Origin of the sequence: Pseudomonas sp. Leaf59 (assembly GCF_920984685.1) — a bacterium.
GTDB lineage: Bacteria > Pseudomonadota > Gammaproteobacteria > Pseudomonadales > Pseudomonadaceae > Aquipseudomonas.
In genome coordinates this window covers 1-22,961 of the sequence record NZ_CAKLBR010000014.1, presented here as the reverse complement: position 1 = coordinate 22,961, position 22,961 = coordinate 1, and the positions used below count along the sequence as shown (strand labels likewise).

Annotated in this window: 19 protein-coding genes; 11 read left to right on the top strand and 8 right to left on the bottom strand. The window is 62.2% G+C overall.

Going from position 1 to position 22,961, the window contains the following annotated elements; translation table 11 throughout:
- Positions 1–10: 10 nt before the first annotated feature.
- Genes LUB09_RS15660 through LUB09_RS15650 form a run of 3 tightly spaced genes read right to left on the bottom strand, consistent with a single transcriptional unit; the run spans position 11 to position 3,790 of the window.
- Positions 11–211, bottom strand: a complete 201-nt coding sequence (locus tag LUB09_RS15660; RefSeq protein WP_231422998.1) for a DUF1656 domain-containing protein — start codon at positions 209–211, stop codon at positions 11–13.
- The gene (locus LUB09_RS15655) at positions 201–2,336 is read right to left on the bottom strand and encodes an FUSC family protein (protein WP_231422997.1); all 2,136 of its coding nucleotides are present in this window, start codon (positions 2,334–2,336) and stop codon (positions 201–203) included. The genes LUB09_RS15660 and LUB09_RS15655 overlap by 11 nt, the downstream gene beginning before the upstream one ends.
- Positions 2,333–3,790, bottom strand: coding sequence for an efflux transporter outer membrane subunit (locus LUB09_RS15650; protein ID WP_231422996.1), 1,458 nt, complete (start codon positions 3,788–3,790; stop codon positions 2,333–2,335). The genes LUB09_RS15655 and LUB09_RS15650 overlap by 4 nt, the downstream gene beginning before the upstream one ends.
- 181 nt (positions 3,791–3,971) lie before the next feature.
- Here LUB09_RS15650 and LUB09_RS15645 point away from each other — a divergent pair, with 181 nt between their 5' ends.
- From LUB09_RS15645 to LUB09_RS15625, 5 genes are all read left to right on the top strand, one after another.
- Positions 3,972–4,940, top strand: a complete 969-nt coding sequence (locus LUB09_RS15645) for a LysR family transcriptional regulator (protein ID WP_209988790.1) — start codon at positions 3,972–3,974, stop codon at positions 4,938–4,940.
- Between the two features lie 326 nt (positions 4,941–5,266).
- Positions 5,267–6,241 carry a 2-hydroxyacid dehydrogenase gene (locus LUB09_RS15640; protein WP_209988787.1) on the top strand — a complete coding sequence of 325 codons (975 nt, stop codon included), beginning with the start codon at positions 5,267–5,269 and terminating at the stop codon, positions 6,239–6,241.
- A 136-nt stretch (positions 6,242–6,377) separates the two neighbouring features.
- Positions 6,378–7,280, top strand: a complete 903-nt coding sequence (locus tag LUB09_RS15635) for a chemotaxis protein CheV (RefSeq protein WP_209988784.1) — start codon at positions 6,378–6,380, stop codon at positions 7,278–7,280.
- A gap of 3 nt (positions 7,281–7,283) precedes the next feature.
- Positions 7,284–7,766: a GNAT family N-acetyltransferase gene (locus tag LUB09_RS15630; protein WP_209988781.1), complete on the top strand. Its 483-nt coding sequence runs from the start codon at positions 7,284–7,286 to the stop codon at positions 7,764–7,766.
- A 108-nt stretch (positions 7,767–7,874) separates the two neighbouring features.
- Positions 7,875–8,618: a YkgJ family cysteine cluster protein gene (locus LUB09_RS15625; protein WP_231422995.1), complete on the top strand. Its 744-nt coding sequence runs from the start codon at positions 7,875–7,877 to the stop codon at positions 8,616–8,618.
- Between the two features lie 9 nt (positions 8,619–8,627).
- Here LUB09_RS15625 and LUB09_RS15620 read toward each other — a convergent pair whose 3' ends face one another.
- From LUB09_RS15620 to LUB09_RS15610, 3 genes are all read right to left on the bottom strand, one after another.
- Positions 8,628–9,785 (bottom strand): transporter substrate-binding domain-containing protein, encoded by a 1,158-nt coding sequence (locus LUB09_RS15620; RefSeq protein WP_231422994.1) that lies wholly within the window; start codon positions 9,783–9,785, stop codon positions 8,628–8,630.
- A gap of 201 nt (positions 9,786–9,986) precedes the next feature.
- On the bottom strand, positions 9,987–10,814 hold the full coding sequence (locus tag LUB09_RS15615) for a transporter substrate-binding domain-containing protein (RefSeq protein ID WP_231422993.1): 828 nt from the start codon (positions 10,812–10,814) through the stop codon (positions 9,987–9,989).
- Positions 10,815–10,947: 133 nt separating this feature from the next.
- A complete protein-coding gene (locus LUB09_RS15610; RefSeq protein ID WP_231422992.1) occupies positions 10,948–11,181 on the bottom strand; it encodes a hypothetical protein in 234 nt (77 codons plus the stop codon).
- Between the two features lie 212 nt (positions 11,182–11,393).
- Between LUB09_RS15610 and LUB09_RS15605 the strand changes: the two genes are divergently transcribed.
- From LUB09_RS15605 to LUB09_RS15580, 6 genes are all read left to right on the top strand, one after another.
- Positions 11,394–12,560, top strand: a complete 1,167-nt coding sequence (locus LUB09_RS15605) for an efflux RND transporter periplasmic adaptor subunit (RefSeq protein WP_231422991.1) — start codon at positions 11,394–11,396, stop codon at positions 12,558–12,560.
- Positions 12,557–15,643 (top strand): multidrug efflux RND transporter permease subunit, encoded by a 3,087-nt coding sequence (locus LUB09_RS15600; RefSeq protein ID WP_209988765.1) that lies wholly within the window; start codon positions 12,557–12,559, stop codon positions 15,641–15,643. The genes LUB09_RS15605 and LUB09_RS15600 overlap by 4 nt, the downstream gene beginning before the upstream one ends.
- Before the next feature lie 9 nt (positions 15,644–15,652).
- Positions 15,653–16,330 (top strand): heavy metal response regulator transcription factor, encoded by a 678-nt coding sequence (locus tag LUB09_RS15595; RefSeq protein ID WP_004371973.1) that lies wholly within the window; start codon positions 15,653–15,655, stop codon positions 16,328–16,330.
- Positions 16,320–17,684 carry a heavy metal sensor histidine kinase gene (locus LUB09_RS15590; protein WP_231422990.1) on the top strand — a complete coding sequence of 455 codons (1,365 nt, stop codon included), beginning with the start codon at positions 16,320–16,322 and terminating at the stop codon, positions 17,682–17,684. Before LUB09_RS15595 ends, LUB09_RS15590 begins: the two co-directional genes overlap by 11 nt.
- 106 nt (positions 17,685–17,790) lie before the next feature.
- A complete protein-coding gene (locus LUB09_RS15585) occupies positions 17,791–19,107 on the top strand; it encodes an OprD family porin (RefSeq protein WP_231422989.1) in 1,317 nt (438 codons plus the stop codon).
- Between the two features lie 87 nt (positions 19,108–19,194).
- Complete coding sequence (locus LUB09_RS15580; RefSeq protein ID WP_231422988.1) at positions 19,195–20,691, top strand: sensor domain-containing diguanylate cyclase; 1,497 nt, start codon at positions 19,195–19,197, stop codon at positions 20,689–20,691.
- A 43-nt stretch (positions 20,692–20,734) separates the two neighbouring features.
- On the opposite strand, the gene LUB09_RS15575 is transcribed toward LUB09_RS15580, so the two are convergent.
- A complete protein-coding gene (locus tag LUB09_RS15575) occupies positions 20,735–21,745 on the bottom strand; it encodes a hypothetical protein (protein WP_231422987.1) in 1,011 nt (336 codons plus the stop codon).
- Between the two features lie 152 nt (positions 21,746–21,897).
- A complete protein-coding gene (locus tag LUB09_RS15570; protein WP_231422986.1) occupies positions 21,898–22,632 on the bottom strand; it encodes a hypothetical protein in 735 nt (244 codons plus the stop codon).
- Positions 22,633–22,961 lie beyond the last annotated feature (329 nt).

Genomic DNA, 22,961 nt, shown 5'->3' with positions numbered 1-22,961 from the left:
CGGGGCATTCTCAACGGTAGATGCAGAGCGCCAAGGCGCCGAACAGGCAGACGAACAGGCTCAGGCGCAGCAACGCCGGGTGCCAGAAGAAACGGTACAGATCAAACCCCGCCATACAGCGATCCAGCCCCCAGGCAAGGCCCGCCGCGATCAGGAACATCAGGCTGATGCTTGGCATGTAGAGGCCGTGGAACGCGATTTCACGAGGCATGCAGCGGTCCTTGCGGGTCGAGCAACGAGGTGCGGATAAAGTGCAGGTAGCTTTTGATCCGGCGCAGGGCCGAGGTGTCGAAGTGCGGGGCGAAGGGTTCGTCGGTGGCCTGCACGCGGCTGATCGCGTGGTCGACGGCGATCAACCCGCGCTCCAGATTGCCGGCGTTGGGTTGCAGGAACAGGCGCATCAGCGCACGGCCCATCACGCGGATGGACTGGCGCCAGGGTTGGGACTCGGCGTAGGCCGGGTGCACCGGCAGCATCGCCTGCTCGTTGCGCAACTCAATGATCGCGTGGCCGACTTCCTGCACCAGCAGCATCCAGCGCAGCAGGTCGCGTTGCACCTGCGGCTGCGCGACGGCGAGGCCGTAGGCCTGGTGCAGCAGGTCACGGGTGCGGCTTTCGAACCGTGCGGCCAGGCCCTTGAGTTTGCCACCGATGGCATACACCACTTGCTCGCGCAGGTCCTGTTCGAGGCGGCGCCACAGCCAGCGGCTGTTCGGCGGCAGGATGATCGCCCCGGCCGCCGCGCACACCAGCATGCCGATCACCATGGCCAGGTAATCGTTGATAAAGGTGTAGGGGTTGTAGACCGTGAGGTTGTCCGGCACCGAGCCGGTGCTGAAGAAAATCAGCAGGCCAAGGCCCGCCCCGGCGTACTGCGGGCGTGAGGCGAGGAAGGCACCCAATACGATCACCGGCGCAAGCACCACGCACAGCAGCGGGAAACCGTCGATCCAGGGGAAGATGAAGAACATTTCGACAAACCCCACCAGCGCGCCGATCAAGGTGCCGCAGGCCATCTGGAACGCCATGCGTTTGGGGTTGGGCGTGGCGGCGGAAAGGCCGACCGTCGCAGCGGCGATCAGCGTCATGGTAGCTCCGCTGGGCCAGGCGGTGGCCACCCAGTAACTGCCCAGAACAATCAGGATAAACGCCGCGCGAATGCCCGAAGCGGCGCAGGCCAGCCAGTTGGTTTTGGGGGTGTAGGGTTCGTTCCCTTGTTCGCGCGCATGGCGATGATCGGCCAGGGACGCGTGGGTTTGCACGTAGTTGTGCAGGTCGTCGACGAAGCGATAGAGCAGCTCGCAGGCGGTATGGAAGTCCAGTTGCTCGGCGTCGCCTGGGCTGCCCTGCTCAAAGTGCGCACGCAGGCTGCGCAGCGCAGTGGGCAGGTCTTGCCGATAGGCGCGCAGTTGCTCGGCAAGGCGTGCGGCGTCGGCACTGGTGAGAGCGCGGCCCGAGAAACCATCGAGGTGTTCTGCGAGGTCCTGCAGGCCCGGTTTGATTGCATCCACCGCATGATCGGCGCCGCCCGCCCGCAGTCGCGCGAGCAACTGATGCAGGGCGTTGAAGCGCGTGGTCAGGCTCATGAATTCGCTGTTGAGGCGGTTGAGCCGACCGTTGCGCCGACGCATGTGCGGGTCTTCGAACACCGTGACGCTGCGCAGCCCTTCCAGGCCCACGGCCTCGGCGATAAAACGCACATTGGCGGTTTCGAACCCATCGCGTTGGTAGCGCCCACGCAGGCCTTCGGTGACAAACAGCGCGAACATGCCAAAACGCTGATACAGCGCATTGCGCATCGCGGCGCTGGCGGTTTGCGGCAGGATCGCGGCGCTGACCAGCGTGGAGCAGAGGATCCCCAGGGAAATTTCCAGCACGCGCCACACTGCCGCCATGAAGGCGCTGTCCGGGTGCGCCAGCGCTGGCAGGCCGACCATTGCCGCCGTGTAGCCGGCCAGCACAAAACCATAGGCGCGAAAGTTGCGGTTGCGCGTCGCGCCCGCCGTGCACAGGCCAACCCAGATCGCCAGCGCGCCGAGGAACAGTTCGGTGTGCTGCGCAAACAGCGCAATCAGCAACACCATCACCGCCGAGCCGGCCAGGGTGCCGAGCAAGCGATAGAAACTCTTGGCGAACACCTGGCCGCTCTGCGGCTGCATCACGATAAACACGGTGATCATGGCCGTGCGTGGCTGCGGCAATTCCAGGCGCATGGCCAGCCATAGCGTGAGGAACGCGGCGATCAGCACCTTGAAGATAGATACCCAGGTCACGCCGTCGCTGCGCGCCCAGTCGAAGAAACCACGGCGCCATTCAAGGGACTGCAGGTATTTCATTGCGGCGCGTCCTGCCCGGCGTCGAGGCCACCGCCCAGTGCCGTCACCAGTTCGGCATGGGCACTCAGGCGTGCGGCCTGCACCTGCTGCTCGACCTGCTGCTGGCGAAACAGCAGGGTCTGCGCGTTCAGCACATTGAGGTAGTCGGTGAGGCCGCGTTGGTAGGCGATGGTCGCGATGTCATAGGTGTTCTGCGCTGACGCCACCGATTGCGCGGCGAAAGAGGCTTGCTTGTCCATGGATTCGCGGCGGATCAATTGGTCACTGATGCCCTTGAGTGCATTGACCAGGGTCTGGTTGTAGTGCGCTACGGCGATGTCATACCCGGCGCTGGCTTCTCCCAGCTCGGCACGCAACCGCCCGCCGTCGAAGATCGGCAAGGTGATCGCCGGCCCGAGGGTGTAGTTGAATGTGTGGCCGGCCAGAAAGGCCAGCAAACCGCCGCCGGTGGCCATGTAGCCAAGGCCGCCGACCAGGTCGACATTGGGGTAGAAACCGGCCTGCGCGACATCAATGCCACGTGCCTGCGCCGCGACCTGCCAGCGACTGGCGACCACGTCCGGGCGCTGACCGAGCAACTGCGCAGGCAGGCGCGATGGCAACTTCAGCGGCGCGGCGAGTGACAGCGTCGGGCGCTGCAACTGCGCGCCCTCGCCGGGCCCTTTACCGGCAAGCGCCGCCAGCTGGTTGCGGCCGAGGGCGATTTCTTCGTCGAGAGCGTCCAGTTGGCGACGGGTTTCCGCTAATGGGGTTTCAGCCTGGCTAACCTCGAGATGCGTGCCGATGCCCGCGTCCAGACGCTTATTGGCCAGATCGAGAATTTGCTGTTGCTGGGCCAGCGTGGCCGCCACGCTATCGCGGTTGGCGTAATGCAACGACCACTGGATATAGGCGCGCACCACGTTGTTTTGCAGCTCGAGCTGAGCCTGGCGCGCCTCGGCCGCGCGCATATGGGCCAGGTCGACGCCACGCTCGGTGGCATTGCTTTCGCGGCCCCACAGGTCAAGGGCGTAGCTCAGGCCCAGGGATGAAGTGTTGTCCCAGGTGGTCGACCCGCTCAGCTCGCCAGGGCCATAGAACTGATCCGTCGGCCAATGGTGGCGCTTGAGGGTGGTGTCGCTGTTGATCTGCAGGGATTCGGCCGACTCGGCAATGCCGGCCAGCGCGCGTGCCTGACGCACTCTGGCGGCGGCCATGGCCATGCTCGGGCTGCTGTGGGTGGCAAGCTCGACCCAGCGGTTGAGCTGAGGATCGCCGTAGGCCTGCCACCATTGCGCGGTGGGCCAGTGCGCGTCTCGGGCGGCGTGCTGGATAGCCTCATCGGTGGCCAGGTCATTGGCGTTCAAGGACTGGCCTTGGGGGGCGATGCCTGCGGTTCCGATACAGCCGCTGATTGCTAACGATAAAGCCCAAACACTGAGAGTCTTCAGCTCTCTGCTGATGCGACGCGGCACGGCAAGCGAATTCCTGAGGTGAGGTGCGGGAGAGGCGGCGCAATTCTAGGCGGGGCGTTGGAGGAGGATAAGCTGGCATTCCTGTGAATCTTTGTTACCGTTCACGCGATAATCCGTTGGTAGGGATCACTGGACGGGGCCACTTTCTGTCACAATTTGTCATCTCCCCTGAGAACTCTCCATGGACACTTTGCAAAACATGCGCGCGTTCAGTTGCGTGGCCGAAGCCGGCAGCTTCACCGCCGCCGCCGTGCAACTGGACACCACCACCGCCAACGTCTCGCGCGCGGTCTCCAACCTTGAGGCCCACCTGCAAACCCGCTTGCTCAACCGCACCACCCGCCGCATCGCCCTCACCGAAGCCGGCAAACGCTACCTGCTGCGCTGCGAACAGATCCTGGCCTATGTCGAGGAAGCCGAGGCCGAAGCCAGCGATGCCCATGCGCGCCCCGCCGGGCAATTGAAAGTGCACACCATGACCGGTATCGGCCAGCATTTCGTGATTGACGCCATCGCGCGCTACCGCCGCACGCACCCCGACGTGACCTTCGACCTGACCCTGGCCAACCGCGTGCCCGACCTGCTGGACGAGGGCTACGACGTGTCCATCGTGCTGGCCAGCGAACTGCCGGACTCGGGCTTCGTCTCCCAGCGCCTGGGCATCACCTACAGCATCGCCTGCGCTTCGCCGGATTACGTCAAGGCCAAGGGCTGCGCCCATCGCCCCCATGACCTGCTCAACCACGCCTGCCTGCGCCTGGTCAGCCCGGTGATCCAGTTGGACAAATGGATCTTCAACGGCCCCGAAGGCCAGGAAAGCGTGGCGATCAACAGTTCGCCGTTTCTGGTGAACTCCGCCGACGCAATGAAAACCGCGATCACCAGCGGCATGGGCATCGGCCTGCTGCCGGTGTATGCGGCCATCGAGGGCCTGCGCAACGGCACGCTGGTGCGGGTGATGCCCAACTACCGTTCCCAGGAGCTGAACCTGTACGCCATCTACCCGTCGCGCCAGTACCTGGATGCGAAGATCAAGACTTGGGTGGAATACCTGCGCGGTTCGTTGCCGGAGATTCTGGCGGCGCATCAGGCGGAGCTGGTGGCGTATGAGCTGAGTGGCAGCCTCAGCGGGGCGCGGCTGGCTAACTGAGCTGTCCGCTATTTCAGGTGACCAGATCGCTATGGCTTAAGGGCTTGTTGTGGCGAGCGGGCTTGTCCTGCGTTGGGCTGCGCAGCAGGCCCAAAGCCAGCCTCCGCGTAGTATCAGGTATACCGAGGGTTTCTTGATTGGGGGCGCTTCGCACCCCAACGCGGGGCAAGCCCGCTCGCCACAATAAGCCCACACATGTTCCTTGACTGAACGGCATTAGGGCTTGCCACAACAAAGCCCGCTCGTGCTGGCTGCGCGGCCTGACAATTGTCGGTGGGGATGTTAGCGTGCCTGGCATTCTTCCGTAGTCGATGAGCCCGCCTGCCATGAAAAAGACTGTCCTCGCCTTCAGCCGTATCACCGCGCCCATGATCGAACGCCTGCAACAGGATTTCGAGGTGATCGCGCCCAATCCCAAGCTCGGCGACATCAACGCGCAGTTCAATGAAGCCCTGCCCCATGTCCACGGTCTGATCGGCGTGGGGCGCAAGCTGGGCCGCGAGCAGTTGCAGGGCGCGAGCAAACTGGAGGTGGTGTCCAGCGTGTCGGTGGGCTACGACAACTATGACGTGGCGTATTTCAATGAGCGCGGGATCATGCTCACCAATACCCCGGATGTGCTGACCGAAAGCACTGCTGACCTCGCTTTTGCGCTGCTGATGAGCAGCGCACGCCGGGTGGCCGAGCTGGACGCCTGGACCAAGGCCGGGCAGTGGAAAGCCAGCGTTGGCGCACCGCTGTTTGGCTGCGATGTGCACGGCAAGACCCTGGGTATCGTCGGCATGGGCAATATCGGCGCCGCCGTGGCGCGGCGCGGGCGCCTGGGTTTCAACATGCCGATCCTGTACAGCGGCAACAGCCGCAAGACCGCCCTCGAGCAGGAGCTGGGTGCGCAGTTTCGCAGCCTGGAGCAACTGCTGGCCGAGGCGGACTTTGTCTGCCTGGTAGTGCCGTTGAGCGACAAGACGCGTCATCTGATCAGCACCCGGGAGCTGGCGCTGATGAAGTCCAGTGCCATCCTGATCAACATTTCCCGAGGCCCGGTGGTGGATGAGCCGGCGTTGATCCAGGCCTTGCAGAACCAGACCATTCGCGGCGCCGGGCTGGATGTGTACGAGCAGGAACCGCTGGCCGAGTCGCCGCTGTTCCAGTTGAGCAATGCGGTGACGCTGCCGCACATTGGCTCGGCGACCGATGAAACCCGCGAAGCCATGGCCAACCGCGCCCTCGACAACCTGCGCAGCGCCCTGCTGGGCCAGCGCCCGCAGGATCTGGTGAACCCGCAGGTGTGGAAGGGCTGACAGCACACACAGTGTGGGAGAAGGCTTGCTCCCTCCCACATTGGGTCGCCACATGAACGAAAAATCGGTTAAAGGCTGGCTTCTTCAAGTCGATAAAGGTTCATAGACTGTCTTCCCTGATCCACAGAAGGTTTTTATGCCCACCACCAAAGCCCGCGCAGACTCACTCTCGCTTCTGCTCTTTACCTTGCGCAGCGGCAAGCTGATGGCGATCAACCTGCTCAAGGTCAGCGAAATCATCCCCTGCCCGCCGCTGACCAAGCTGCCGGAGTCGCACCCGCACGTCAAAGGCATCGCCACCCTGCGCGGTAACTCGCTGGCAGTGATCGACCTGAGCCGGGCGCTGGGTGAAATGCCCCTGGCGGACCCCGACGGTGGCTGCCTGATCGTCACCGATGTGAGCCGTTCCAAGCAGGGCCTGCATGTGCAGGCAGTGAGCAAGATCGTGCATTGCCTGACCACCGACATCCGCCCGCCGCCCTACGGCTCGGGCGGTAACCGTGCGTTTATCACCGGGGTGACTCAGGTGGAAGGCGGCCTGGTGCAGGTGCTGGATATCGAGAAGGTGATCCACGGCATCGCGCCGGCACCGATTGAAGCGGCGCCTACCGACTTGACCATGGACGAAGCCGAAGTACTCGGCAACGCCCGCATTCTGGTGGTGGACGACAGCCAGGTGGCCCTGCAGCAATCGGTGCACACCCTGCGCAACCTCGGCCTGACCTGCCACACCGCGCGCAGCGCCAAGGAAGCCATCGATGTGCTGCTGGAGCTGCAAGGCACCGTCGAGCAGATCAATGTGGTGGTGTCCGACATCGAAATGTCGGAAATGGACGGCTACGCCCTCACCCGCACCCTGCGTGAAACGCCGGACTTCCAGAACCTCTACGTGCTGCTGCACACCTCCCTGGACAGCGCGATGAACAGCGAAAAAGCCCGCCTGGCCGGCGCCGACGCGGTGCTGACCAAGTTCTCCTCGCCCGAGCTGACCAAGTGCCTGGTGGTGGCCGCACAGACCGTGGCGCAAAAAGGCCTGTAAAGGGTGACCGAGTATTACCAGTTGCTGCGGCGCGACCTCATGGGCAACTTGCCCGCGCCGCAGTGGCCGCCGGCTATGCGGCTGGAGCCTTACCGCGACGAGCTGGCGCCGGCGATTCATGCGCTGTTGCGCCTGACCGAAGACCAGGGCGGTGGTCGTGTCGCCAGTCTGGCGCAATGGCGCCAGTCGTTTTTCACCGATGCCGAGTTCGATCCTGCGTTGTGCCTGGTGGTCAGTCGCGCGAATTCCGTCCTCGGCGTGGCGCAATGCTGGACCAGCGCGTTTATCAAGAACCTGTCCGTACACCCTTGCGCCCAGGGCCAGGGGCTGGGCCGGGCCTTGTTGCTGCACGCTTTTGCAGTGTTCAAGCAGCGCGGCGAACCCTGTGTCGACCTCAAGGTACGCGAAAGCAACCTGCGCGCTCGACAGCTGTATGAAAGCGTCGGCATGAGATTCGTCCTGCGCGACCTGGTGCCTGACGCCTGACAACCACTGGCGCATAACTTGCTTCCAGAGAGTCTGAACGCTGGGTAGCGGTAAAAAACCGCCGCCGTTCAAGAGCGCCCTCTGACCTTGCCTGGTGACAGATACGCCATGAACACTCACTTTTCCTGCGTCGGTTGCGGCAAGTGCTGCACTGACCATCACGTGCCCCTCACCCTCGCCGAGGCCCGCCAGTGGGCGGCCGATGGCGGCAATGTCATCATCCTGGTGGAAGCTTTTCTCGGCAATGGCCTGGGCCTTCCGACAGACCAGCGCGAGCATGCCGAGCGCCGTTCGGTGGTGGTGCCCAGCGGCACGGCCGAGGCGTTCGTGGCGATCACCTTCGCCGCCTACAACGCCGGACGCTGCCGGAATCTTGACGAAGACAACCGCTGCGGCATCTATGAACGTCGTCCATTGGTGTGCCGTATCTACCCGATGGAAATCAACCCGCACATCCCGCTCAACCCCGGTGCCAAGGACTGCCCGCCGGAATCCTGGGAACAGGGCCCTGCACTGATCGTTGGCGGTGAACTGGTAGACGGGGAATTGGCCGAGCTGATCAAGCGTTCACGCCAGGCCGACCGCGATGACGTGCAGACCAAGGAGGCGGTGTGCGCGCTGCTGGGCATCTGCACCACCGCCCTGAAAGGGGATGGATTTACCGCGTACCTGCCGGATATGAACGCCTTTGCCCAGGCGATCGAATTGGCTATGCAACAGCCGGCAGAGAGCAACGAGTGGGTGTTTCATGTGTCGGCAATGGACATTGCCGAACAGATGCTCGATTCCGGCGCCCGGATTGCCACACAAGTGCCAGCCAATTACGCCTTTATTTCATTGCGCGCGTCCTAGCGCGCCAGCTCACAGCCCGGCCAGGCATTCGATTTCTATGCGGGCATCGTCCAACAGCTTGCCGGCGGCGAACGTGGTACGCGCCGGCAGGCGATCGGACGGGAAATAGCGGGTGTAGACGCTGTTCATCGCCGAAAAATCGTTGATGTCGGCAAGAATCACCGTGCACTTGGCCACCCTGTCCATTCCCAAGCCTCTGCTCTTGAGGGTATTGCGCAGGGTCTCAAGGGCCTGGGCCGTTTCTGCGCGAATGCCACCGCGCACGAGCTTGCCGCTTTCATCCTGCCCCAGCACCCCGGAGAGGTAGAGGGTTTGCCCCAGTTGCACGGTTTGCGAAAACGGCAGACCAGCGCCTGCCGGTACGTAAACCATCGTGGCCTGCTGTGGCCTGGCGGCCGCCGGCGCCAGGTACGACTGGGTGATCGCCGCGTATTTGCCGTTGTCTTTCAAGTTTTGCAGGGCACGGTTGAGGGCTTCCGTCAAAGCGGGGTCAGTCTTGCGTGTGGCAATCGCAACACCGCCGCCGAGCATTTCATCGACAATGCTGGGGCCCGCGAAGGCAAACGCAGCGCCTTTCGGGGTGTTCAACAAGGCTTCGGTGATTTCGATGGTGTTCTGCAAGGTCGCGTCCAACTCGCCTTTGAACAGGCTGGCGATCAACTCACCATTGAGGTTGAAGCTGCGTACCACCACGCCCTGGGGCGCCCAGCGTGCCTGGGCGAAGGCTTCCCGGCTGGTGCCGGCCAATACGCCGACACGCTTGCCCTTGAGCGATTGCGCATCGGGCAACAGATTGGCCCCGGTACGCGCTACCAGGCGGCTTTCCAATGGATAAAGCAGGTGGGTGAAGTCGAGGGTTTCGCGCCGCGCCGGGGTCGGCGTCATCGGCATGATTGCATCGAAGCGCCCGCTCTGCAGCGCCGCAATATTGGTGGCATAGGGCTGATCGACCCACACGCAGCGTGCGTTGAGTTCGGCACACAGCGCATTGCCCAATTCGATATCCAGGCCCTTGAGCTCGCCTCGCTCATCCCGGTACTCGAACGGTTTCACATCGGCTTCGACGCCAAAACGTATTTCGCTCCACGAAGCTGCAGGCGGCGGGGGAACCGCACATCCGCTCCCGGCAAACAATGCCAGGCTAAGCGCCAGTATTCGTCTAGTCATACAAACTGTCCTGCGCAAAGAGGGTGGGAGGCGTCGCGGCTCAACCGATCAGGCCCGAACGCACTCAACTTTCCAGAAGATAACTTTCCAGCAGACACTTTTTAGCAGGCACCCGACAATGTCCAAGCGCGACGTGTCCGTTTACCGCGTAGGGAATTTCCCAGAGACACCGAAAGGCATGGGTCCATCGTCACAGATCACTCAGCCATCACCCTGGGGAGCGAGCGCATCAAGGCGGTAAGGCTGGACGATCCGCTGGTACTCGCCGTTGTGCATCAACTGCTCAAGCGCGCCGTTGAGATCGCGCCGCAACGCGCTATCGGACTTGCGCACCGCGATCGCTACGCTGTTGCCAAGGAGGCTCGACGAGACAACCGGGCCGAGAAAGCCGAAATCCTGGCCAACAGCGGTGTCGAGCAGCACCTCGCGAATTTCCACGGTGCCTTGCAATGTAGCGTCGATATCCCCCGCCACCAGCGCGCGAATCAGTTGATCGTTGAGCCAGTAACTCTTGACCCTGACCCCCTTGGGGGCCCACTCGGCCAAGGCGAAGGCCTCGCGATTGCTGCCCAGCAAGACGCCCACGCACTTGCCCTTGAGCGCGCGCGCGGAGGGCATCAGGCCGGAGTTTTTGCGCGCAACCAGGCGCGTGGTGAACGGATAGAGGTCGTCGGTGAAGCTCACCTGTCGGCGACGCTGCGGTGTCGGGGCGATGCCCATGATCGCGTCGAATTGCCTGGCCTCAAGGCCCGAGAAATTTTCTGACAACACCTGGTCGACCCAGGTGCACCGCACATTGAGCTGCTGGCACAAGGCACTGCCCAGCTCGATATGCAGCCCTACCAACTGGTCCTGCCGATTACGGCTTTGGAAGGGCGGAAATTGTGCGACGACGGCAAAACGGATTTCGTTTCGCGGCGAATCATCCGCCAGGGCGAAGGGAAAAATACCCGTCGATAGCGCTAAGGCAAACACTACGCAGGTGCGTATCTGGGCCACGGGAACGTCCTTTTCCAGAGAGATCGGCATGGGTAACGGCCCCTTTCAGGTGGGGCCATGGGCAAATGCCGTGCAAGCTTTCAAGAAACGGACGTGGACCTACAAGCGGAAATATCAGCCAGCTTTGTAGGCAAAGGCCGATAAAGTGCTCAGCCGAATATTCTCAACGTTTACCCATTGACCGACGCGTACCCGGTGGCGCCATGCCCGGCGACTTGGTGTGACCGTTTTTGGCACCGTTCTTGTACCAGGGCTGGGCAGTCTGCTTGGCGCCGGCCAGTTCACCCGGTTTGAACGGGAATTTGAACGGCGCAATCCCGGCTTTTTCAACGCCGTCAGCGCTGGCCGGATCGACGAGATTAGTCGCTTCAACAGGGGGTTGTGTCGGGGAAGTCATGGGGCGCTCCGGGCGTGCAAAAAATGATGCGAGGCCGGCTTGCGGGCCACGTTGGCGCGCAGTATACCTGCGCGGTTCAGATGTTTAAGCACGTCCGTACGAATGGTCGGTGTTTACTGACAGCGCTGTCAGTTAGCAGTCACCGTGCTGACCCGATTGCCCGGCTATAAAGAACGCTCACGTCTCCCTCCTTGCCCCGGCGCGCCTACCTGATGCCCAATCAACGCAAAACCGCTCTTATCGTCGGCCTCCTCGCGGTGCTGGCCGTGACCGCCTGGGCCCTGACCCGCCCGGCCAAAACCCGGCTGGCAGCGCCCAGCGCCATACCCGTAAGGGTGGTGACCGTGGCGCAGCAGGACGTTCCGCGCTTTGTCAGCGGCATCGGCACGGTGCTGTCGTTGCACAGCGTGGTCATTCGGCCCCAGGTAGACGGCATTCTTACCCAATTGCTGGTCAAGGAAGGCCAACGGGTCAAGGCCGGCGACCTGCTTGCCACCCTCGACGACCGCTCGATCCGCGCCAGTCTCGCCCAGGCCAGGGCGCAATTGGGCGAGAACCAGGCCCAGTTGCAAGTGGCGTTGATCAACCTCAAGCGTTACAAGGAACTGAGCGTCGATAATGGCGTGTCGAAGCAGACCTATGACCAGCAACAGGCCCTGGTCAACCAGCTCAGGGCCACTGCGCAAGGCAACCAGGCGGCGATTGATGCGGCGCAGGTGCAGCTTTCCTACACGCAAATTCGTTCGCCGGTCAGCGGTCGCGTGGGGATTCGTACCGTCGACGAAGGAAACTTCCTGCGCACAAGCGACACTCAGGGATTGTTTTCGGTCACCCAGATCGACCCGATTGCCGTCGAGTTCTCCCTGCCGCAACAAATGCTGCCGACCCTGCAGGCCCTGATCGCTGCCCCCGACAAAGCCAGCGTCGACGCGTATCTGGGCGCCGACACCGACGGCCAGACCGGTGACCTGCTCGGCGCCGGCCACTTGAGCCTGATCGACAACCAGATCAGTTCCACCACCGGCACCCTGCGCGCCAAGGCCGAGTTCAATAACGCCACGCAACGCCTGTGGCCGGGTCAACTGGTGACCATCAAGATCCAGACCGCCCTCGACAAAAATGCCCTGGTGGTGCCGCCTACCGTGGTGCAACGCGGGCTGGACACGCACTTTGTGTACCGGGTCAACGCGGGCAAGGTTGAAGCGGTGCCCGTGCAAGTGACCTATCAGAACAGCGACCTCAACATCATCAAGGGCGTGCAGGCCGGCGACGTGCTGGTGAGCGACGGGCAATCGCGGCTCAAGGCCGGCGCCCAGGTGGACGTCCTCAAGGAGCCGCCGCAGGTGATCCAGACCGTCGATGCCAAGGTGCAGCCATGAAGTCGCCCTCGGCCTGGTGCGTCGACCACCCGGTCGCCACCCTGCTGCTGACTTTCGCCCTGGTGCTGCTCGGGATCATTGCCTTCCCGCGCCTGGCCATCGCCCCACTGCCGGAGGCGGAATTTCCGACGATCCAGGTCACCGCGCAACTGCCCGGCGCCAGCCCCGACACCATGGCCTCATCGGTGGCAACGCCACTGGAGGTGCAGTTCAGCGCCATCCCCGGCATGACCCAGATGACCTCCAGCAGCGCACTGGGCTCAAGCCTGCTGACCCTGCAGTTCACCCTCAGCAAGAGCATCGACACCGCCGCGCAGGAAGTGCAGGCGGCAATCAATACTGCAGCCGGCAAGTTGCCCCGTGACATGCCCAACCTGCCGACCTGGAAGAAGGTCAACCCGGCCGACAGCCCGGTGCTGATCCTCAGCGTCAGCTCCAGCAGCATGCCCGGCACCGAGCTGAGCGACTACGTGGAAACCCTGCTGGCGCGTCAGATCAGCCAGATCGACGGGGTCGGCCAGATCAATATCACCGGCCAGCAACGCCCGGCGATCCGTGTGCAGGCCTCGCCGGACAAACTCGCTGCCATCGGCCTGACCCTGGCCGACGTGCGCCTGGCCATCCAGCAGTCCAGCCTCAACCTGGCCAAGGGCGCGATCTACGGCAAGGACAGCGTGTCGACCCTGTCGACCAACGACCAGCTGTTTCAACCCGAGGACTACGCCCAACTGATTGTGTCCTACCGAAACGGTGCACCGGTTCAACTGCGCGACATCGCCAACGTCGTCAACGGATCGGAAAACGCCTACGTGCAGGCCTGGTCCGGCGATACGCCCGGCGTCAACCTGGTGATCTCGCGCCAACCCGGCGCCAACATCGTCGAGACCGTGGACCGCATCCAGGCCGAGTTGCCGCGCCTGGAGGCGATGTTGCCGGCGTCGGTGCAGGTCAGCGTGTTGACCGACCGCACCCGGACCATTCGCGCCTCGCTGCATGAAGTGGAAGTAACCCTGCTGATCGCCATCCTGCTGGTGGTGGCGGTGATGGCGCTGTTCCTGCGCCAGCTGTCGGCCACACTGATTGTGTCCAGCGTGCTGGGGGTGTCGCTGATCGCCAGTTTCGCCTTGATGTACCTGATGGGTTTCAGCCTGAACAACCTGACGCTGGTGGCGATCGTGATCGCCGTGGGCTTTGTGGTGGACGATGCAATCGTGGTGGTGGAGAACATCCACCGTCACCTCGAGGCCGGACTGGGCCAGCGTGAAGCGGCGATCAAGGGCGCCGGTGAGATCGGCTTTACCGTGGTGTCCATCAGCTTTTCGCTGGTGGCGGCGTTTATTCCGCTGTTGTTCATGGGCGGTGTGGTCGGGCGGCTGTTCAAGGAGTTCGCGCTGACGGCGACGTCGACCATCCTGATTTCGGTGGTGGTCTCGCTGACGCTGGCGCCCACCCTCGCCGCGCTGTTCATGCGCGCGCCCACGCACCCGGCCCACGACAAACCGGGCTTCAGCGAACGCCTGCTGGCCGGTTACGCGCGCAACCTGCGCCGCGCACTGGCCCATCAGCGCAGCATGGCGGCACTCTTTCTGGTGACGCTGGCGCTGGCCGTGATCGGCTACGTGTTTATCCCCAAGGGCTTTTTCCCGGTGCAGGACACCGGCTTTGTGCTCGGCACCAGCGAAGCAGCGGCCGACGTGTCGTACCCGGACATGGTCGCCAAGCACAAGGCCCTGGCCGAGATCGTCAAGGACGACCCGGCGGTGCTGGCGTTTTCCCATTCGGTGGGCGTTACCGGCAGCAATCAGACCATCGCCAACGGCCGCTTCTGGATCGCCTTGAAGGACCGCGGCGAGCGCGATGTGTCCGCCAGCCAGTTCATCGACCGTATCCGCGCGAAACTGGCGAAGGTGCCGGGCATCGTCCTGTACCTGCGCGCGGGGCAGGACATCAACCTCAGCTCCGGCCCCAGTCGCGCCCAGTACCAGTACGTGCTCAAGAGCAACGACGGTGCGACGCTGAACACTTGGACCCAACGGCTCACCGAAAAACTGCGTGGCAATCCGGCGTTTCGCGACCTGTCCAACGACCTGCAACTGGGCGGCAGCATCACCCACATCAGCATCGACCGCCAGGCCGCCGCGCGCTTCGGCCTCACCGCCACCGATGTCGACCAGGCGCTGTACGACGCGTTCGGCCAGCGCCAGATCAACGAGTTCCAGACCGAGACCAACCAGTACCAGGTGGTGCTGGAGCTGGACACTCGGCAACGCGGCAAGGCCGAAAGCCTCCACTACTTTTACCTGCGCTCGCCACTGACCAATGAAATGGTGCCGCTGTCGGCGCTGGCCAAGGTCGACGCGCCCACGGTCGGGCCGCTGTCGATCAGCCATGACGGCATGTTCCCGGCCGCCAACCTGTCGTTCAACCTCGCGCCCGGCGTGGCCCTGGGCGACGCGGTGATCATGCTTGAGCAGGCCAAGAATGAAATCGGTATGCCGACCACGATCATCGGCAACTTCCAGGGCGCGGCCCAGGCGTTCCAGAGTTCGCTGGCCAGCCAGCCCTGGCTGATCCTCGCGGCGCTGGTGGCGGTCTACATCATCCTGGGGGTGCTGTACGAAAGCTTCGTGCACCCACTGACGATTATTTCCACCTTGCCGTCAGCCGGGCTGGGGGCGCTGATCATGCTGACGTTGATGGGCCAGGACTTTTCGATCATGGCGCTGATCGGCCTGGTGCTGCTGATCGGTATCGTCAAGAAAAACGGCATCCTGATGATCGATTTCGCCCTGGAGGCACAACGTGTACGCGGCCTGCCACCCCACGAGGCGATTTACGAGGCCTGTGTCACGCGGTTCCGGCCGATCATCATGACTACGCTCGCCGCCCTGCTCGGCGCCGTGCCGTTGATGCTGGGTGCCGGCCCCGGTGCCGAGTTGCGCCAGCCACTGGGCATCGCGGTGGTCGGCGGGTTGCTGGTGAGCCAGGCACTGACGCTGTTCACCACGCCGGTCATATACTTGTACCTCGAGAAGTTTTTCCACCGGCCCAAACCAGCTGCCGAGCTGGCGACCACACGCTGAGGCGGTGTCATGCGCGTCCTGATTATCGAAGATGAAGAAAAAACCGCGGACTACCTGCACCGCGGCCTCACCGAGCAAGGCTACACGGTGGACGTGGCGCGCGAGGGCGTCGAGGGTTTGCACCTGGCGCTGGAGAACGATTACGCGGTGATCGTGCTCGACGTGATGCTGCCCGGCCTCGACGGCTTCGGCGTGCTGCGGGCGTTGCGCGCGCGCAAGCAGACACCGGTGATCATGCTGACTGCCCGCGAACGTGTGGAAGACCGCATTCGCGGCCTGCGTGAAGGCGCCGACGATTACCTGGGCAAGCCGTTTTCCTTCCTCGAACTGGTGGCGCGCCTGCAGGCGCTGACCCGGCGCAGCGGCGGCCACGAGCCGGTGCAGGTGACGGTCGCCGACCTGTGGATCGACCTGATCAGCCGCAAGGCCAGCCGCAACGGCGTGCGCCTGGACCTTACCGCCAAAGAGTTTTCGCTGCTCAGCGTGCTGGCCCGGCGCCAGGGTGAAATCCTCTCCAAGACGGCGATTGCCGAAATGGTCTGGGACATCAATTTCGACAGCGACGCCAATGTGGTCGAAGTGGCGATCAAGCGCCTGCGCGCCAAGCTCGACGGGCCGTTCGAGCACAAACTGCTGCACACCATTCGTGGCATGGGCTATGTGCTGGAGAACCGCAGTGTCGGTTAACTCGATTGCCGTGCGTCTGAGCGGCCTGTTCACCCTGGTGGCGGCGCTGATTTTTCTGTTGATTGGCGGCGTGCTGTATCAGCAGGTGGATCGCGGCCTTGGCCTGTTGCCAGGGGCGGAGCTGGACGCGCGTTACAGCGTGCTGGAGTCCTCGGTCAATCGCTTCGGCACGCCGGAGCACTGGGTGAAGATCCGCGCCAAGCTCAAGCTGCTCGGTGAAGAAGACAAACGCATCCGCTTTTGGGTGGTCAGCAGTGACCCCAACTACGAGTACGGCGAACCGGACGCGCAGATTCGCGCATTCGCCGCAGGCCCCGTCGGCAAGCGCGATTTGCGCCTGCCGGGCCATGCCTACCCGTTCAAAGTGCTGGTGAGCCAGTTCGCCGCCCGGGACCAGCGACCGCCGCTGCGTTTCATGATTGCCATCGACACCGAGAACTTTCGCGCCACCCAGCACCACCTGCTGGTGGCATTGGTCAGCCTGGCGCTGGCCGGCGTGGTGCTGGCCTCGCTGCTGGGTTTCTGGGTGGCGCGTATCGGCCTCAAGCCGCTGGAAAGGCTCTCGGGCGAAGCGCGCAAGCTGGCGCCGCCCAAACTTTCCGGACGCCTGCAACTGTCGCCGCTGCCGCCGGAGCTGAGTCAGTTCGTCAACTCGTTCAACGCCACCCTCGACCGCGTCGAACAGGCCTATTCACGCCTGGAATCGTTCAATGCCGACGTGGCCCACGAGCTGCGCTCACCGCTGACCAACCTGATCGGCCAGACCCAGGTGGCCCTTACACGCGGGCGCTCGGCCGAGCATTACTTCGAGGTGCTGCAATCGAACCTGGAAGAGCTCGAGCGTCTGCGTTCGATCATCAACGACATGCTGTTCCTGGCCAGCGCCGACCAGGGCAGCAAGGCCACCAAACTGATCGAAAGCTCCCTGGCCAATGAAGTTGCGACCACGCTCGACTACCTGGACTTCATCCTCGAAGACGCTCAGGTCGAGGTACGGGTACAGGGCGACGCCCAGGTGCAGATCGAAAAAGCCCACCTGCGCCGTGCACTGATCAACCTGCTGAGTAATGCGGTGCAACACACCACGCCGGGACAGGTCATTGAGGTCAATATCGATGTGCAACAGGATCGTGTGGTGATTGGCGTGACCAACCCCGGCGAGGCGATTGCCGACGAGCATCTGCCACGGCTGTTCGAGCGTTTCTATCGGGTGGACGCGTCGCGCAGCAACAGCGGGGCCAATCACGGGCTGGGGCTCGCCATCGTCAAGGCGATTGCGTTGATGCACGGCGGCGATGTGTTCGTGCGCAGCGAAAGTGGTGCGAATACCTTCGGCATCACCCTGCCCCTCTAAGCACTGTTGCGGTTTGGGCAACAGTCATTATCTTGTTACACTCCTCGCTTCCAAAAGCCGCTGCTCTTCAGCGGTTTTTTTTTGCCATCCATACAGGAGCCCACCGGTGCAGACCTCGCTCACCCCGTTATTCCTCGCCATTGCAGCAACGATCAGCCCCCTTGCCCACGCAGCCGACACCACCCCCACCGACGGCTTCGTCGAAGGCTCCAGCCTCAAACTCAATGCCCGCAACTACTACATGAACCGCGACCGTCGCGACATTCATACCGACGACAGCAAGGAGTGGGGCCAGGGCTTTCTCGGCACGTTCGAATCAGGTTATACCCAGGGCCCCGTGGGTTTTGGCCTCGACGCCCATGCCATGCTCGGCCTCAAGCTGGACGGCGGTGGCGGCACCGACGGTTCCAGCATCCTTCCCTACGGCGGCGGCAACGGCAAGGCGCCCGGCGCGTTCTCGACCGCTGGCGGCACCCTGAAAATGCGCGCGTTCGACACGGAGCTCAAGGCCGGCGACCTGTTCCTCAACAACCCGGTGATCGCCGGCGGCATGACCCGTATGCTGCCCCAGACCTTCCGTGGCGTCAGCCTGACCAACCACAGCATCGACGGCTGGCTGCTCGAAGGCGGCCAGGCCAGTTTCACCAAGCCCTACAACCAGAGCGGCCACCGACGCATCGGCACCAGTTACGGCGCGCTGCCGCTGAACACCGACAGCCAGCACCTGAACTGGGCGGGCGTATCGTTCAGCGCCATTCCCAGTGTAACCAGCAACCTCTACGCCTCCGAACTCAAGGACGTATGGCAGCAGTACTACTACGACCTGGACTACACCTATGTGGTGAACGAGATGATCAGTCTCAATCCCGGCCTGCACTACTACCATACCCAGGACACCGGACAGTCGCTGCTGGGGGCTATCGACAACAACACCTACAGCCTGCACTTCACCGTCGCCGCCGGCCATCACAGCGTCACTGCCGCGTACCAGCGGGTCAACGGCAACACCCCGTTCGACTACATTGCCCAGGGCGACAGCGTGTTCCTCGACAACTCCCAGCAGTACTCGGACTTCAACGGCCCCAACGAACGCTCGTGGAAACTCAAGTACGCCTATAACTTCGGTGGCCTGGGCCTGCCCGGCCTGACCTCGGCCGTGTCCTACATCAGCGGCCAGACCGACCTGACCAGCGTCGACCCGCAGAGCCGTGGCTACAGCGCGTGGTACAGCGCCGACGGCAAGAATGCCAGGCACTGGGAACGGGATATCGATTTGAAGTATGTGGTGCAGAGCGGCAAGGCCAAGGACCTCGCCGTACGTCTGCAATGGGCTACCCACCGGGGTAGCAACGGCTACTCGGCGGTGGACCGGGACGTGGATGAGTACCGCATGATTCTCGACTATGCATTCGAAGTGTTCTGACGCGCCAAATCTTTCTTTTTAGCAGAGCATTCACTTTTTATCGGGTAGAACTAAACTGCCAGCATCTGCGCTGCTGAAGTCTGCCCGATGAATAAACGCTCTGGTCGCACCCCGCCTGCTCGCCCGGAACTGTTACTGATGTTGGGCAGCGGTCTTACCGTCGCGCTGATTATGATCATCGTCACGGGGCTGTTGATCCGTGAGCATGCCAGCACGCTGCTGGCGGCCACGCGCTCGACCACCAACATTGCCCAGTTGATCAATGCCGATGTGCTGCGCAACGTCGAGCTGTACGACCTGGCCCTCACCGGATTGATCGAGGCCAGGCAGCGCGGAGACTTGTCCGGGGTAGCCGCGGACATTCGCCATCGGCTGCAGTTTGATCTGTCTACTGCCGCGCCTTACAAGGGCGAAGTGCTGTTACTGGACGCCAAGGGCGACGTGATCGCGGACTCCTCGACCCTCAAGCCCACGCCGCGTAATTTTGCCAAACGTGATTATTTCCAGGCGCACGCCAGCGACGCAAAGACCGGCTTGTTCATCAGCCGCCCTTTCAGGATTCACTGCAACTGCGACCAGGTCTGGCGCATGGCATTCAGCCGGCGTGTGTCGGGGCCCAACGGTGAGTTCGCAGGCGTCGCGGTGGCGACCATGCGCCTGGCCTACTTCGACCAGCTGTTCAGCAGCCTGACCATCGGCAACGGCAGCAGCATCAACCTGTTGAGCAGCAAAGGCGTCCTGTTGGCCCAACAGCCGCTGATGGAGCGCGACATGATTGACAAGGACCTGAGCGACCGTCCCAACTTCAAGCGAATACTGCGTGAGGGCATGGGCAGTTTCCAGGCGATTTCCGCCATCAGCGGCAAGGAGCGCCTGTACACCTTCACCAGTGTCGGCGCGCTGCCACTGATCGTGGTGGTGGCGCTGTCCAGCGAGGATGTCTTCGCCCAATGGCACCGCGCGGCGCTGCTGACCGGTGGGGCCACCGGCATATTGTGCATTGGCGTACTGTGGCTGAGCTGGATGCTGCGCCGCGAACTGCGACGTCGGCATCGCGCCGAACGCGTGCTGTCGGAACTGGCCGCCACCGATGCGCTGACCGGTCTGCCCAACCGTCGCATTCTCGATGAGCGCCTGCGTCTGGAATGGGACCGCGCCCAGCGCTCAACCGAGTCGCTTACGCTGCTGATGATCGACGTGGACCACTTCAAGGCCTTCAATGACCGGCATGGCCATAACGGCGGCGACGAGGCACTGCGCAACGTGGCCCAGGTGATCGGCAGCAACATTCGTCGCCCGGCCGATCTGGCGGCGCGCTATGGCGGGGAAGAGTTTGCAGTGGTGCTGCCGCATACCGACGCCAAGGGCGCCTGGGTGATTGCCGAGCATATCCGCAGCGGCGTGGAGCATTTGCCCAGGGTGGCCGAAGATGGCCGCCCCATCACCGTGAGCATCGGCATGAGCACCTGGAACAAGCGCAGTCGAACCTCCCTGGAGGCGTTGCTGCTCAGTGCGGATCAGGCGTTGTATGAAGCCAAGCACACGGGCCGCAACCGGATTGTGGATGCTGCAGCCCTGGGTTGAAAAACGCCTGCCTTTGGCACAGGCGTTTTCTGAGTGCCGGCGTTTAAACCGTATAGCTGGCGTCGGCAGAGAACCTGACATAGGGTTGAGCTGCAACGGAAGCGCTGAGACTGACCGGCCAATCGCGGGGTAACAACGACACGCCGACGCTAAGGTCCCCGTCCACCCGCACTCCGGGTGACACGGACACTTCAGTTTTGGGGGGCGTCTTGCTCGCAAGGTCAGTGCTGAACGTCACTTTGTACTTGACCGTAACACCCGGTGAGACCCTGGCCCCCGCATTGACCGTAATAGGACCGGCCTGGGCGTTCGCGTTGACGGACGTTCGCGGCAGGAAGCTGTAACTGTTGGAGATGGACACCGTTTTATCAAAGTTCTGCGTTATCGTCGGCCTTCCAGCAGGTGTCATTTCGAACTTGACGCCTGGACCGCCGAGCTTGAACTCTTGCTGCGTCTGATGCGTAAAAGCCTGATCCACCCCAGCGCCAGCGCCAAATCCCGAGGCTGAAACACGGCCCTGCACCCCACCATTAAGCCCAATACGCTGGGTAGTTGTCAGTGCGGGATTGAGATTGGCGCTTACGTTAAATGAAAGGTCCGGATTCAGATTGAAGCTGGCCTGCGGAGCATTGAACGTAAACCACTTGGAAGCACTGCCGCCGCCCCTCACGCCAATCCCCGTCCCCAGGATATTGGGAATGCCAGCCGTTAAATCGGCGTTCAGTTCGAGCTGCATCTTGGGCGTTACGCTGACATTGAGGCCGCCCGCATCGTTTGGACGCAAGACGATTTCGGGTAGAAACTTCGCCGTCGCGCTTGCACCCACGCTCGGGCCGCCAGGCAACGGAGTGATTCTGGCCGCAATGGTGGCAGACGTAGCGGGCACAAAAGTGACGGTGGGAATGGGTTGAAACTTGGCCTCGCCTCCAAACACATTGGCGGTATAAGGGGCAGTGAAGGCCCGCGAAGGGTGTTGTTGTTTATTCACCTCACTATTGTTTTGTGGCTGTGGGGTAGGCGAACGATACGGAGAATTTGCAGAAATCTGGTTCATGGCTAATACACTCGCTTTATTGGTTTGTGCAGCCCCTGATGAATTGACGATTATCTATTCGAATGTCGTAATTCGACGGGTCTACGCAAACTATGTGGGACACAGCGAAGTAACAGTTCCTACAAATACTGCGTAGGTAGTTTCAACAAATGTCACGAGGAAGACGTGCTTGCACCCGAGATCGATACCGTTCTGTCGAAATTGCTGGATATTCTTGGCTGGCCGGTGGAACTCAACTGAAACTGAACGCCCGGTCCACCGACTCTTAACTGCTGCGCAAGACTGTGTGAAAAACGCTGATCCGCACCGACACTGACAGCGCCCGCACCAAAGTTCGCGCCAGCATTCACGCTTAATGTTTGCTCACTGCCAAACGTGGGATGTAAATCGGCCTTGGCTTTGAATACGCCCGTCGGTTCGAGATTGGCCCTGAATTGCGGAGCACCAAACGTAAACTTCTGTGCGCCACCCAGCCCCCCATTCACGCCCAGTCCAGTATTAAAGATATTCGTCAGGCCTGCACGGACGGCTCCGCTTAATTCCACTTCCAGCCGTGGAGCGAAGCCCACAGTGACGCCGCCAGTGTCTGTCGGGCTGATCCTGATCAACGGATCGAATCGAATGGTCTTGCTGGCGCCCGCGCTGACAAGACCAGGAATCAGGTTGGCTGTCGCATTGAGCGTGAGATAAGTCTTAGGGCGAAAAACAAGCGTGGGGATTGGCTGAAACGAGGCCTGACCACCGAAAACATTCGCGGTATAGGCGGCAGTCAAAGCGCGCGGTGCCTGGATGGCGTCGGATTTTTTTTGCTGTTTTCCTATATCGCCCTCAATGCGTGACCGAATATTAGCGGGACGATAAGTTTGAGCTGCAGACACGCCATTCATAAACAACCTCTTTAGTTGTTACTAATAGTTTATTTTCCATATCGACCTTTATCCAACATTCACACTCCATTAATAGCTCATCCCTACTTGCATATTGGATTATTCGACGATCTGATATTTAACTTGTGGTACGTATAGCTGTATCAGTTCCCACAAAAACAATGACTGCTTTCAAAAAAATATCATCTGCGCCGAATTTTCAGATCGAGTAGGAGGCGGGATTACTCCCGCCGTCCTCTCACACCACCGTACGTACGGTTCCGTATACGGCGGTTCAGGCTATGCGGTTGAGTCGGTTTATCGTATCCAGTATCGAGACCAGCCCGAGT